This window comes from Parasediminibacterium paludis, assembly GCF_042651445.1.
Lineage (GTDB): Bacteria > Bacteroidota > Bacteroidia > Chitinophagales > Chitinophagaceae > Parasediminibacterium > Parasediminibacterium paludis.
Map to the genome: position 1 here is coordinate 220,322 of NZ_JBHSDC010000029.1, position 13,531 is coordinate 233,852.

Annotated in this window: 13 protein-coding genes; all 13 read left to right on the plus strand. The window is 32.2% G+C overall.

Annotated elements, in window-relative coordinates:
* Window positions 1-4: 4 nt before the first annotated feature.
* The 13 genes from ACFOW1_RS14810 to ACFOW1_RS14870 are packed head-to-tail and all read left to right on the plus strand — an operon-like array spanning window position 5 to window position 13,527.
* A complete protein-coding gene (locus ACFOW1_RS14810) occupies window positions 5-544 on the plus strand; it encodes a dTDP-4-dehydrorhamnose 3,5-epimerase family protein (protein ID WP_379015341.1) in 540 nt (179 codons plus the stop codon).
* The gene (locus ACFOW1_RS14815) at window positions 544-1,431 is read left to right on the plus strand and encodes an NAD-dependent epimerase/dehydratase family protein (protein WP_379015343.1); all 888 of its coding nucleotides are present in this window, start codon (window positions 544-546) and stop codon (window positions 1,429-1,431) included. Before ACFOW1_RS14810 ends, ACFOW1_RS14815 begins: the two co-directional genes overlap by 1 nt.
* A gap of 1 nt (window position 1,432) precedes the next feature.
* Entirely contained in the window at window positions 1,433-2,053 is a 621-nt protein-coding gene (locus ACFOW1_RS14820) for an acyltransferase (RefSeq protein ID WP_379015345.1), read from the plus strand.
* A 9-nt stretch (window positions 2,054-2,062) separates the two neighbouring features.
* Complete coding sequence (locus ACFOW1_RS14825) at window positions 2,063-3,037, plus strand: glycosyltransferase family 2 protein (protein WP_379015346.1); 975 nt, start codon at window positions 2,063-2,065, stop codon at window positions 3,035-3,037.
* Window positions 3,038-3,047: 10 nt separating this feature from the next.
* Window positions 3,048-4,316 carry a hypothetical protein gene (locus ACFOW1_RS14830; RefSeq protein WP_379015347.1) on the plus strand — a complete coding sequence of 423 codons (1,269 nt, stop codon included), beginning with the start codon at window positions 3,048-3,050 and terminating at the stop codon, window positions 4,314-4,316.
* Complete coding sequence (locus tag ACFOW1_RS14835; protein WP_379015348.1) at window positions 4,306-5,190, plus strand: glycosyltransferase family 2 protein; 885 nt, start codon at window positions 4,306-4,308, stop codon at window positions 5,188-5,190. The genes ACFOW1_RS14830 and ACFOW1_RS14835 overlap by 11 nt, the downstream gene beginning before the upstream one ends.
* 2 nt (window positions 5,191-5,192) lie before the next feature.
* Entirely contained in the window at window positions 5,193-6,350 is a 1,158-nt protein-coding gene (locus ACFOW1_RS14840; RefSeq protein WP_379015350.1) for a glycosyltransferase family 4 protein, read from the plus strand.
* Complete coding sequence (locus tag ACFOW1_RS14845) at window positions 6,295-7,512, plus strand: acyltransferase family protein (protein ID WP_379015352.1); 1,218 nt, start codon at window positions 6,295-6,297, stop codon at window positions 7,510-7,512. The genes ACFOW1_RS14840 and ACFOW1_RS14845 overlap by 56 nt, the downstream gene beginning before the upstream one ends.
* Entirely contained in the window at window positions 7,509-8,642 is a 1,134-nt protein-coding gene (locus ACFOW1_RS14850) for a glycosyltransferase (protein ID WP_379015353.1), read from the plus strand. The genes ACFOW1_RS14845 and ACFOW1_RS14850 overlap by 4 nt, the downstream gene beginning before the upstream one ends.
* Before the next feature lie 9 nt (window positions 8,643-8,651).
* Window positions 8,652-9,677 carry a glycosyltransferase family protein gene (locus ACFOW1_RS14855; RefSeq protein ID WP_379015354.1) on the plus strand — a complete coding sequence of 342 codons (1,026 nt, stop codon included), beginning with the start codon at window positions 8,652-8,654 and terminating at the stop codon, window positions 9,675-9,677.
* 6 nt (window positions 9,678-9,683) lie between these two features.
* Window positions 9,684-11,237 carry a hypothetical protein gene (locus tag ACFOW1_RS14860; RefSeq protein WP_379015356.1) on the plus strand — a complete coding sequence of 518 codons (1,554 nt, stop codon included), beginning with the start codon at window positions 9,684-9,686 and terminating at the stop codon, window positions 11,235-11,237.
* Between the two features lie 54 nt (window positions 11,238-11,291).
* Window positions 11,292-12,455, plus strand: coding sequence for a glycosyltransferase family 4 protein (locus tag ACFOW1_RS14865; RefSeq protein WP_379015358.1), 1,164 nt, complete (start codon window positions 11,292-11,294; stop codon window positions 12,453-12,455).
* A 37-nt stretch (window positions 12,456-12,492) separates the two neighbouring features.
* The gene (locus ACFOW1_RS14870) at window positions 12,493-13,527 is read left to right on the plus strand and encodes an acyltransferase family protein (RefSeq protein ID WP_379015359.1); all 1,035 of its coding nucleotides are present in this window, start codon (window positions 12,493-12,495) and stop codon (window positions 13,525-13,527) included.
* Window positions 13,528-13,531: the final 4 nt, after the last annotated feature.

The window sequence follows — 13,531 nt, forward strand, 5'->3', positions numbered from 1 at the left end:
TATTATGCAGTTTGAAGAAACATTTATTGAAGGGCTGTATATAATACACCTTAATAAATTAAGTGATAATAGGGGCAGTTTTACAAAAATGCTGAATGAAGATTTTTTTAAAGCTAATAGATTAAGGACTGACATTAAAGAAAGCTACTTTTCTATTTCGCACAAAAATGTGATACGAGGTATGCACTTTCAAACACCACCTGCGGAACACACTAAACTAGTATTTGTTAATACTGGTTCAATTCAAGATGTTGTAGTCGATTTAAGAAAAGCCTCAAATACATTCGGTCAATATTTTTCAATATCAGTAAGCGCGAATGAGCCAAAGCTGATCTATCTACCCGAAGGTTTTGCACATGGTTTTCTTTCGTTAGAAGACAATACCATAGTGTCTTATATGCAAACTTCAGTTTATAATAAAAGTTGTGATGAAGGGATTCTTTGGAATTCTTTCGGTTTTGACTGGTTTAATGTCGAAAATCCTATTATTTCATCTAGAGATTTATTATTTAAACCTTTTAGCGAGTTCAATTCGCCATTTTAATGCGTATATTAATCACAGGAGCTACTGGATTTGTAGGCAGAAATTTAGTACCTGCTTTAGCTAGCAATCACGAACTGTATCTATTGGTAAGAGATCTCTCAAAAACCATCCAATATTTTTCTGATAAAGTTGCTTGTATCGTATTAGATGAAAATTGGAAAGCTGCTGTTAAAGCATCTAATCCTGAAATTGTCATTCATTTGGCATCTTATCTTACAAGTAGTGATGATGCATTAGTCATAGATAATTTATTAGATAGTAATATAGTTTTCGGTACGCATTTATTAAATGCTCTGAGTAGTACAAATCTTCAATATTTTATCAATACAGGAACATTTGCAGAATATTTAAGTAATAACCCTTCAGCACCTGAACCTGCTTACTTGTATGCAGCTTCTAAAACAGCATTCAGATCAATATTACAATATTATCAGGCGATTATTGGTTTTAAAACCATTAATGTCATTCCTTATACTATTTATGGTGGTAAAGACTCGCAGCGTAAATTAATGGATATCATTTACGATTCCTTGGATGCAAAGCAAACCACACAAATGTCTCCTGGAGACCAAATGTTAGATTTCATTCACGTTGACGATGTAGTAAATTTTTATATGCATCTAATTGATTGTATTTCGGTATTTAAGAATAACTATTCGGAAATACATTTGGGTACTGGTATTGGTAGTTCACCTCGTATGGTAGCAAAATTATTAGAAGATTTAACTGGTAGCGTTGCCAATATTAATTGGGGTGGTATTGCCTATAGGAAAAGAGACACTATGCATTCAGTAGTTATTGCTAATCAAGCATCCGATTATTTCGAATGGCAACCACAAATAAGTTTGAAAGCTGGCATAAAAATATATTTAGATCAGAAACAATAAGATGAAATCTCTAATTATAAGTTGTATAAGATTTTGTATTACTAGTAAACCCTTCAAAGCATTTAAGCGCTTATATCAACTAGCCTGCCTACCAAAATTTGCTGAATTTGGGAAAGGATCAATAATTGAAACTCCTTTTTATTCCGGTAATTGTGAATATATACAGATAGGGGGTAAATGTCACATTGGTCCATATTGTGATTTCGGCGTAGTTGTAGAAAAAAATATTAAGTCATTCGGTAACATTAAAATCGGCGAATCAGTTTGGATGACTTCAAGATGCCAAATTTATTCAAAAATATCAGTCATTGTAGAGGATGAAGTAATGATTGCTAGTAATGTTTTTATTTGCGATTATACTCATGGAATTAATAGAGTTGATTTAGCTTATCAATTTCAGGCATACGAACCTTATGGAAAAATACTTATAGGTAAAGGTTCGTGGATTGGGCAGAATGTTGTTGTGCTTCCTAATGTTACTATTGGCAAGCAATGTGTAATAGGCGCCAATAGTGTAGTTAACTGTTCTATACCAGATTATAGCATAGCAGTTGGTTGCCCTGCAAGAGTCATCAAACAGTGGAATAACACTTCCAATTCATGGGAAAAAGTAAATTTATAAAAAAGTAAAATGGCATCGCCTTTGTTAACTATCGCTATACCTGTTTTTGAGCGTAAAGAATATTTTGTAGAAGCACTAAATAGTGCAATTAATCAAACTGTTCCTGTTCATATTATTGTGGTTGATAATGCTTCGTCTCATACTTTTTTTAGAGATACTGTGGAAAGTTTAGGAAAATCGAATATAAAGTATTATCGAAATGAGACCAATTTAGGAATGTATGGCAACTGGAATAAGTGTGTAGAGCTGTGTGCTACTGAATTTGTAATGATTTTAGGGGATGATGATGTGTTACATCCAGATTTTGCTAAATATTTTCATGAGACAAAGCAAAAATATGTAGATCTTGATGTTTTTTATACTGAAATTGAACGATTTGGTAATATGCACTTTGGTGAGCAAAAAAAGTCTAGAATGCCTCTTGGTTATATATCGGGTATAGACATACTTACATACGCTGCTAAATATGGCCTAGGTATAACAACTGTTGCTATGGTATTTAATAAAAACGTTTACCCAAAGCACCAGTTTTTATACCCTCAATGGGCATATAGCCAAGATTGGTTATTTGCCTATTCAGCCTTTGTGGATAAAAAATGTTTTGGAGAAAGTGCTCAGCTAGTCAGATATAGGGTACATAATGCAGGTAATGCAGTAAAAATTGGAAACCGTGATACCTTGTCTCAAAGTTTAGTATTTAAAATAATTAAGGAGAATTTGGCCTTTAAAGCGCCAAAATTTGTGCGTTATGCTGAAATAAAAGAGAGATACATAATTCGAAATGCTATTATAAACGGTGAATTTGATTTAATAAGCGAATTTTCAAACGATTCGAACAATCCTTTCGGGATTTATATTAAAAGTTTATTGTGTCAAGATCTGTTAAGTAGGCTTGCACTTAAAAAAATACCTTTTATAACTTTTGTAGTCATAGTTTATTTCAGATGTATAAGAAAAATATTATTTACGTTTAGCGTGGTTTAATAATAGATATATGAAGCTTAAGAGTGGACTTTTTAAAGATTTATTTGGGGTAGCTTTTTTACAAATTCTTCAAATTTTGCTTTCGGCAGTTGTAGGTTTTCTACTTATAAGAATGTTGTCAAAAAATGATTATGCTATATTTAGTTTATTTACAAATACTATGGCAACTGTTATTGGTATTGCTGCTATGGCAATTACAGTTCTATTTATTCCTTTTGCAAATAAATTTGGTTTAGAGTCAGTTAAACTTTCCAATTCAACAATTATATATCGAATATTAAATAAACCAATGCTTTATATAGGTTTGGCAATTGGTTTAATAAGTTGTTTTATTTCTGCGATAAATAATAAATGGGTTGATATAAACTTTATAATAGCATCATTACTGATATTAATATCAATAAGAAATCAATATATCAACCGTTTTTACGAAAGTTATTTTAAACTTTCAGGGGAGCCATTAAAGCCTTTTATGGCAAATTTTATTGCTGAATTTATAAGGTTAATATTAATATCCATTTTATATTTTGTTTTTAAAGCTCATACGTCTATCACAATTGTTATTCTTTTTGTATTTCTAAGTATATCGACTTCTATTTCAAACTATTTATTAAAATGCAAAGCTGAGTTTAATATTTCTGAAAATCGAATATATACCGTTGATGAGAGAAATATATTTTGGGGAAATTTTAAGCCATTATTGTTTCCATCTTTTTTCTTTCAAATAATGCAACTTTTTAGAAATTCGCTAATTTATTTCATAACAGGTTCTGGGGTTATTGCAGAGGCAGCTGCCTTAGGAAGATTAATGATGCTATTTGCTGCGATGGATAAAGTGGTAGAAATGGTGATTATTCCTCGTCTTGGGCGCCAGAAAAAAAGGATTGTTTTTCTAAGAAATTTGCTTTTATCACTTTTAGTAATTGTTGTGGTTGGTATTTGTCTTGTTATTTCAGCCTATTATTATCCACAGCTTTGGCTATGGCTTCTAGGTGAGAAATATTCAAATATTAAGGCTGCCTTATTATGGGCAATAGGAACAGCAGTTATTGAGAGAATTTCTGGGTTAATTATGTTTGCGCAGCTTTCTAAAGGAAGAACAAGAGGTCAATGGTGGATACCGATTTTCTCCACTTCAATATATTATCTATTTTTTTATATTAATGGTGTTCGTACATCAGAAGATGCAACTAAAGGGCTAATGATAGCTGCTACAGTCAACTTATTTGCGCAATGTTTGATGTTTATTTTAATTTATAAGAAGGAAGATGAACTCTAGGAATGATATTAAAATAACATGCGCAATTCTTTGTTATAACTATGGTAGATATCTGCATCAAGCTATCGATAGTTGCCTTAATCAGAGTTTGGATACAAGTTTATATGAAGTATTGATAATTGATGACGGCTCTACCGATGAAACACCAAACATTTGTTCTAGTTATGGTAATAAAATCCGAGTTTCTAGAACCAAGAACCAAGGCTTTGCAAAAAGTATAGAACGTGCACTAGTTGAAGCAAATGGTGATTATGTTGCTTATCTAGATGCTGATGATTGGTGGCATAAAGATAAACTTGCCAAGGTATACCAAGAATTGACCGATAATATTCTAGTGGTAGCACATAATTTGAGTGATGTTAACGAAAATGGTGTAGAAATGGGAAGGATTGGGGCATGTGGTAATACTAGTTCTGTTTGCGTGCACCGTCTCGCTGGACTGACCTTGATGCCAACAACTACTGAAATTTTTTGTCAACCACTTTTGGATATAGGAAAAGGTAAAATTCTGAATGATGTTCTCGGGTATTACCGAATTCACGAAAAAGCAATGACAGATAGGACCCCTAATGGCAAGCACACTGCGTTTTTTGCAAATACCAATTATGTACTAGCTAATAATCTATATTCTTTAAAGAAAAACTTACCCTTTTGGTTAGATAATGAAAAAATTATGGATCGATTGGCAAAAAAATATTTTTCAGAAGGTGTGATTAAAGATTTTGAACGAGCGACAGAATTAAGTAATGCAAGCTTTGGTGCTTGGTTTAGGATGGTAGGATGGATTTTGTCTGCAAAGCGTCGTTTTGGGAAAAGAGAGCTACGATTAACAGTGCGTTTGTTACTTCAAAAAACTGGTCTTAAAAATAGATAGTCATGCGGATTGTACAGTCTACTTGGGTAAGATATCATCATTTTGATTTAGCGAGAGAATTGTATCAAATGGGGCATTTAGAACGGATATTTACTTGCCTACCTTGGTGGAAAGCAAATTTAGAGGCAGAACAACAACAAATACCTCGTGATTTAATTACTTGTAATTTTTTAATGCAAGGTATTAGAAGGATATGTCAAAAAGTGCCATTTTATTCAAAGGAAATGGATGGACGCCTAGCTGTAGTAGAAACGCGTTTTTATTCTAATTGGGTAGCTGATAATTTACCAGAATGTGACGTTTATATGGGTATTTCTGGTTCAGGTTTGCACGCTGGTAAATTAGCAAAAAGTAGAGGTGCGGCCTATATCATGGACAGGGGTTCAACCCATATCAGATATGCAAACAGAATCTTAAATGAAGAGTACGCCAAATGGAATATAAAACGTGCTAATGAGAACGAATGGCTAATGGCTAATGAAGAGGCAGAAATAAACGAATCAACATTGATAACTGTACCTTCAGATTTTGTAAAAGCGAGTTTTGTTGAACAAGGTGTAGATAGTAATAAAATAAAAGTGGTACCTTATGGTGTTTCATTAAGCGAATTTTATCCTACCGGACAACCGCCTGTCGATAAATTTTGCATTCTTTTCGTGGGACAGTTTTCTATTCGTAAAGGTGCTTTATATCTATTAGAAGCTTTTAAACAGTTCAAGCATCCAAAGAAAGAACTCATTATTGTAGGTCATGTTTCAGAAGACTTAAGCCTATATATTAAGCAAATAGGGGTTGCTAATGTAAAGTTTGTAGGTGCGGTACCTCGAAATGAGGTTAAAACATATATGTCCACCTCGCATGTGCTTGTTTTACCGAGCATAGAAGAAGGATTGGCTTTAGTACAAGCTCAGGCAATGGCCTGTGGTTGCCCTATTATTGCGACACCGAATACTGGTTCTGAAACACTTTTCGACCATGAAAAAGAGGGCTTAATAATAGAGGCAATGAGCACCAATTCTATTATTGAAGCGTTTGATAAACTGTCTCAGGATTCACTACTGCGCGGAAATATGGGTAATGCAGGTCTAGAAAAAGTTAAAAAACTTGGCGGTTGGCGTACTTATGCAGAAAATATGGTTAATATATTTCAAGGAATTTAATATATGGCAAGCATATTTAATAAAAAACAATAATATAATGAATTTAAAAATAAGTATTACCCCTTTAAAACGTATTGTTGGAATAGATCAATTAAGATACCTATTTGCATTTTGGGTACTAATTATGCATGGTGGCTTATTGCCATTTTTTGAAGGTAATGATGGTAATAATTCTATTAATACCATTAATAAAATATACGGTTGGAGCATAAATGGAGAAGCTGCTGTAATTGGCTTTTTTATCATTTCGGGATTATGCATACATTACCCAAACGTTGCTAGAAAAAAGCTTCAAATAATACCATTTTATGTAGCAAGAATTATAAGGTTATGTTTGCCCCTAGTGATATATTTATTTATTAGCAAAATGGCAGGTTATTCTCATAATGAGGGATTTTTGAGAGTGGTACCAATTTGGAGTCTTTATTGTGAAATAATCTACTATTTATTATATCCGCTATTTTTTTATATAACTAAAGCAGGAAGATTAAATGTATTTTTATGTATCTCGGTCTTGTTTTCAATTACACTAATGATTTGTCTTAAAGATAAAAGAGAAACGAAAATGTATTTTCATGAATTGGAAGGAAAATATGATTTTTTTGCGTGGCAAGCTGCTATTATGGCGCTGCCATGTTGGTTGCTTGGGGTATATATTGCCGAAAGAATATCCCTGAAAGATATCATAGACAAAGTTTTACTGCTCCCAAATAAGTTGTGGTTATGGCGAATTGGTGCTTTATTTATTTCTTCATCAATAATTCCTATTTACAGAATTGGTCTTTACTATCATTTTCTTAGTTCTACGTTCTTAGGCCTTATATTCACTTCCCAATTTACGACAGTATTTCTATTCGGAATTTATGCTGCATTTTGGATAGAACAAGAAGTTGTATGGCATAATTATGGTGGTGTAAGGTCCTCATCATTTTTAGATAAATTAGGGTTAGCAACATACTCAATTTACCTAATACATACTTTAGTGTTTTGGTGGCTCAAAAAATTTGAATCAATTATATTCATCGGTTATCTTGCTAACTGGATTGTAATGATTTTATGTGTACATGTATTTGCTCTATTTTTTTATCAACTTGTTGAACTTCCTTCTCAAATAATAGCACGACGTGTATTTAAATCTCTTACCCAATTTCCTGCTAAGTGAAAAAAGTAGTTATTTTTTATCCACATATTGGAGAATATGGCGGTATAGAAAGAAATATTGTAGCCTTGACCAACGAGATTTGTTTGCATGGTTATGAGGCAATTTTACTATGCTTTTATGACTATATAGATTTTAGTAAATACGTAAGCAATAATAATTTCACAGAAGTCATTTTAGGCGATAGTAAGAATGCTTTTGTAAAAAGTAGAAGGTTGTATAAATGGCTTATTAACAATTCAGAACAAATTCATGGAATACCTTTATTTTTTGGTGCTAAAGCTGGTTTTTTTGGAGCCTTAAGTGGATATAAAAATTATGTGTTGCATTACACCGATCCACCAAGTTTATTATCGAAAAATACTAATAATCATACATATTTAGTAAATCTTATTACCTCTGTAAGAGCCTTTATTTCTAATAAAGTGATGGCTAAAGGGGTTTTAAATGCTGTTTCCTGTGTTACAATGACAGTACAAAACGCAACTGAATTGCAAAGCATATATAATAGGGAATTTGCTGTGATTTATCAGGGCGGTTTGCCTGCAGGATGCGAAACAAGGAATATCGACCGCTGCAAAAATGATTCGCTTTTCCTTTTTTCAATATGTAGACTTTCGACTTCTAAAAATTTAGATTGGTTGCTAGAAGCAATGGCTTATTTGCACCAACAGCCTAAGCTAACTGTATTATATACAACTATTCAATTGGTAATTGCTGGTAAGGGTCCTGATTTAGCAAGGTTGAAAGATATTGTAAATAAATACGGATTGAAAGATTGTGTTCATTTTTGTGGGTTCTTAACTGAAAGTGGTTTGGAAGAAATGTATAATAAAACAGATGTTTTTCTTGTTCCTGCTCGACAAGGATATGGATTGCCTGTACTTGAAGCTTTATACAGACAAATTCCTGTATTGCTAAATGAAGCATCCCGAGTTTCAGAATTGCTTTATGAAAATCCTTGGGTATGCATAACAGATAATAATTCTAACTCTTTTAAGAAAAATCTTTACGAATACATTTTAACATTAAGAGAAAATATGCCACTCCCCAATACCTTCTTAGAATCATTACCAACTGAAGCTAAGTGGGCGGCTGCTCTAGGGCAATTGTGTGAATGGTGGATAAATTAAGTAAGCAAAATGAAAGCAATATTTGTAGCAGCGCTAAAAAATTCGAGTGCCTCTGGTAGGCAGCGTTTGTGGGCTTTAAAAGCATGTGGTGTTGAAGTAATTACTATTGATAAGAATAGTTTTGAAAAACCATGGCTACAATTGAAAATAGCTAATTTATTTAAGTTGAGTTTTTTGAAGCTAAACAATAAATTAAGTAAAGCAATCATTAAAGAAATAATAATTAATAAACCTGATCTTTTATGGTTAGAGTGGCCTCAAGAGTTTACGGCATCAAATATATTGGCTTTTAAAGCCGCTTGTAAAGACATGCGATTAGTTTCTTTTCAGGATGATAATCCTTGGGGTGACAGATTTAAAGATTTTTGGATGTGGAAATATTATTTAAAAATTACACCATACTTCGATGTACATTTGGTTAAGCGGGAAAGCGATATCAGCAATTTGAAAAGATATTCTAAAGCACCTTGTTATTTGTGGGAGGGTGGTATATATTCGCCGCTTTTTAGAAAACCCCCTCACAATATTATTATAAAATATCCAATTATTTTTGTAGGAACTTGCCTAGATGACAGAGCCAAACTAATTGGCTATCTTTTAGATAACGGGGTGCCAATTCATGTATTTGGTAATAAATGGCACGAAAGGACTAATTTACCAAAACTTTATCCAAATCAATTTCATGCGGCTGTAGAAGGGCAATCTTATGTGGATGTAATTTGGGAAGCGACAATGTGTTTAGGATTGGTTTCGCACACAAACAGGGATGAGTGGACAATGCGTTCTTACGAAGTACCTGGATGTGGTAAACCACTCATAGCCGAAAAGACACCATTTCACACTTCATTGTTTAAAGATAATTCCCTTTTGTTGTTTTCATCTCAAGAAGATTGCTTAGAAAAAATAAATCACTTTCTAGATAATCAATATGATGCTTGCAAATTAGGTAGCTTATTGCACCAAAGTTTTTTAAACGATAAACGCACCCTTGATCATTGTATGAAAGTTTTTTTAGAAACAAAATTATCATTTTAACTAACAATGAAATTGACAAATGAATATCTTCAGAGTTTGAAACTTGCCCGTCGATTATTTAAAAATCTTGCAATAGCTTGTTTCTTAATTCAAATTTTGCTTAACTTCTCATATGAGAATGTTATTTGTAATTTATTAACAGTTGGAATATTTATTTTAGTAACTGAATTGGTCTTCGAAAAAAAGAATAAAAATATTGCAGACGCCTTAATTGCTACAGTTATTTTTCTTACAGTAGCTTCAAATAGTATCGTTCCAACCCTAGGGACTTTGCTAGATGGCCATACATTGGTTTATTCGCTTAATAGACCTGTGGAAACTTATTTTCATCGATTTATATATGGACTATTAATTAGTTTTGCATTTTTTGTTTATAGAAATAGGACTAAGAATTCCATTAAAGAAATATTTAGTAGAATTTCTGATCGTCATAAATTGAATATCTTATTACCAAAAAATCTTGTATGGGGCCTTGGTTTAATAAGCTTGTTTTTATTTTTTTTTAAAGGAATTTTACCACTACCGCTTGAGTTATATAAATTTTTAGATGGCTTTGGAATATTACTCTATTCACCATTTATTTTAATATTGCCTATCTATAAGACAGATAATAGAAAATTAAGAAATAGAACACTTCTTATTTATTTTGCTGTAATGGTGATATTGTCATTTTTGACCAATAGTAGACAAGCAATTGTAAACCCAGTTGCAAGTGTAGCTGCTGGATGGCTAATTTTATTGATCACTGGTGATGTAATTTTAAATAGTAGGCTTATACAAAGAGGCTTGATAGGGGGTGTAGTTGGTTTGTTCTTAATTGGGTCTTTTTCAGATTTGTCAACAGCAATATTAATTCAAAGAGCCAATCGTGATAACAATACTGTTGAAGAAAAGATTACAGCAACTTTCAATACTTTTTTAGATAAGAAAGCAATAGATGAATATTTGAAAGAACAATCAGTATCTACTTCATTAGTTGTAAATACAAATGAGTGGCAAGAAAATTATATGCGAAACCCATTTCTAATTCGTTTTGTACAAATAAAATTTGATGATAACTTATTCATGCGCTTAGGTGGGTATGATGATTTGGCAAAGAATAAATTACGACAGGCTACATATGATAAAATATTAGCTACTTTTCCAACACCTGTTTTAAAATTATTTGGTTCTACAATAGATAAAGATTACGTGAATTCATTTTCAATAGCCGATTTAATGACTGTATTAAGTGGCGATGGCTTTCTCGGCGGTTTTTTAACAGGTTCAATAACAGCAGCTTCCTATGCTATATTTGGGTGGAATTATGTGTTTGTACTTTTTTTTATTTATCTGCTTTTATTTTATATTTATGGTGGTTTTGCTTCTCATAGTTTAGGATATAATAATAAAGAAGAAAGAATATCTACTCTCGCATTAGTGTTTTGTTTTTCCCTTTTCTCAAATTTTTCGCTTGATGGGATAACTAACCTCATTCCAGTTATTTTACGCGGCGTATGGCAATCCATGTTAATTTATTACCTTGCTATTCGTTTAATTATAAAATTAAATATAAGTTGATTCTTATTCTCTAGTTATTACTAATTCTGATCATTCTATCTCAACGATAAATAAATGCAAAAGAAAATAATTGTATTTGACTCTCATCCTGTGCAATACAGAGTTCCAGTCTGGCAACAACTTCATAGCTTAAAAGTGGTAGACTTGACGGTTGTTTATGCATCAGATTGCTCAATACAAGGACACGCTGATGAGGGTTTTGGTATCACTTTTTCATGGGATGAACCCATGTTATCAGGCTATGATGCTATCATTTTAAATTGCGTGCGAGGTAAACCGTTAATGGGCTGGGCTTCTTTGACAGGTGAAGGAATTGCTAAAATATTAGATGAGCAAAAGCCAGATATTATTTTTTTAACAGGATTTAATTATAGGTATGATTGGGTAGCTTACTGGGAAGCTTATAAAAGAAAAATTACTATATGGGTACGTTGTGAGACACAGGATAATGCCACAGTTAGACCAAAGTGGAAAGCTTTACTACGTTATCTTTTTTATTATTTTTTGTATAAAAGAATAGACAAGTTTTTTTATATTGGCGAACTAAATAAAGCGCACTATCTCAAGCATGGTGTTTCAAATAGCCAGCTAATCGCTGCAAGATATTGTACTGTTGATAGATTTGTTGAAATGAGTTTTGACGAAAAACATACTACAAGGCAAAAAGCACGTGCTGAAAATGATATTGATGAAGATCGCATCGTGATTGGTTTTTCAGGTAAGTTAATACCCAAAAAAAATCCTGATATCATATTTGAAGCCATTAAATTCTTGCCTAATGTATTGCAAGCCAAAATAGTCATTTATTTCCTTGGGAGCGGTGAAATGGAAGTGAGTTTAAAAGAATGTGCTAAAACTGTAAAGGCTACTTACGGGTGCGATACAAAATTTATTGGATTTGTAAATCAAACACAATTAGCAAAGCATTATTTAGCGATGGATATGATGATCTTACCGTCGAGAAGAATGGGGGAGACTTGGGGGCTTGTTGTAAATGAAGCTTTGCAGGCAGGCTGTTGCGTAATCGTTAGTGATGCAGTAGGTAGTAGTGCTGATTTTAAAGGATTAGAACGGTTTAGAATATTCAAAGAAGGTAATGCCGAAGAACTTGCAATTTATATAAAAGAGCTTGCCGAATATGATAGGTCTTATAATTGGGCGACTAGTAGTTTGAAAAATTACAGTGTCGAAAACGTAGCAATGAGTATAGCTATTTAATAATTTATTTAATTTTCAGTTATCCAGAATATGATTTATGAGTAATATTAAACTTTCAAAAGGTAAAAACTGGATAGCAGGTTTAGACACAATTCGATTTGCGTTAGCGTTTATTGTAGTATTGTCTCATACTAATATTATTGGACCATTAAAACATCATTTCAGTCAATATTTATATTTGAAATATATTTTAGGAATAGCTGGAAGCTTGTTTTTTGGAATAGCAGCTGTGATTGCATTTTTTATTATTTCAGGTATTGTTATACATTTTCCATATCGAGACGGGAAAAAATTAAATATCTCTGAGTTTTACTTAAAAAGATCATTAAGAATTACTATTCCAATGATTATTATTGCCATCATTGCATACAATTTTAATATTAGTGAATCTGAAATGCCCTTTTGGAGTTTATACTGCGAGTTAATATATTATGCACTTTACCCTATTTTCTATTTTCTAATTATAAATAAAAAAATCAATTCAAAAATAATAATTCTGGCTTCATTTGGTTGTTCCTATTTTTTTTTATTGATAGAAGGTAGTGATATAAAAGCGTTTTTATACCAAACTCAAAAATTTGCAACCTATTTTCATCACTTTGGAATAAGTGCCACATGGCTTTTAGGTTTACCATGTTGGTTGTTAGGAGTTTTGATTGCACAAAATTTAAATTATATTATTAAAAATGAAGTAACCCAAAAAAGAATTATATTAATTAGGTTCATAACATACCTTTCTTCCGTAATTCTAAATATACTATATTCTAATTTTGGATTAAGTCAAACCCTATCAATGGGATTGTTTTCTTTGCTCGCTGCTTATTGGATATCACTTGAGATCTCATATTGGAACAAAAAAAGTACAAACTTATACTTAGAAAAATTTGGAAAATGGAGTTATTCACTATATTTATGTCATATGATTCCCTTGGCGGTACTTGCTAGGTTAGGTATTCGCTCTAGTTTTTATTTGGTAGTTCTACAGATTCCTTTTATCCTTTTGATTTCGTACCTATTTTATCTTTTGATAGAAAAGCCATCGCATAATCTAATAAAAAAAATTAGACTCTAAAACG

Coding starts and splice junctions, on each gene's coding strand:
- ACFOW1_RS14835 (WP_379015348.1), top strand. CDS start 4,306: ATGAACTCTAGGAATGATATTAAAATAACATGCGCAATTCTTTGTTAT.
- ACFOW1_RS14830 (WP_379015347.1), top strand. CDS start 3,048: ATGAAGCTTAAGAGTGGACTTTTTAAAGATTTATTTGGGGTAGCTTTT.
- ACFOW1_RS14840 (WP_379015350.1), top strand. CDS start 5,193: ATGCGGATTGTACAGTCTACTTGGGTAAGATATCATCATTTTGATTTA.
- ACFOW1_RS14860 (WP_379015356.1), top strand. CDS start 9,684: ATGAAATTGACAAATGAATATCTTCAGAGTTTGAAACTTGCCCGTCGA.
- ACFOW1_RS14820 (WP_379015345.1), top strand. CDS start 1,433: ATGAAATCTCTAATTATAAGTTGTATAAGATTTTGTATTACTAGTAAA.
- ACFOW1_RS14855 (WP_379015354.1), top strand. CDS start 8,652: ATGAAAGCAATATTTGTAGCAGCGCTAAAAAATTCGAGTGCCTCTGGT.
- ACFOW1_RS14865 (WP_379015358.1), top strand. CDS start 11,292: ATGCAAAAGAAAATAATTGTATTTGACTCTCATCCTGTGCAATACAGA.
- ACFOW1_RS14815 (WP_379015343.1), top strand. CDS start 544: ATGCGTATATTAATCACAGGAGCTACTGGATTTGTAGGCAGAAATTTA.
- ACFOW1_RS14825 (WP_379015346.1), top strand. CDS start 2,063: ATGGCATCGCCTTTGTTAACTATCGCTATACCTGTTTTTGAGCGTAAA.
- ACFOW1_RS14810 (WP_379015341.1), top strand. CDS start 5: ATGCAGTTTGAAGAAACATTTATTGAAGGGCTGTATATAATACACCTT.
- ACFOW1_RS14870 (WP_379015359.1), top strand. CDS start 12,493: ATGAGTAATATTAAACTTTCAAAAGGTAAAAACTGGATAGCAGGTTTA.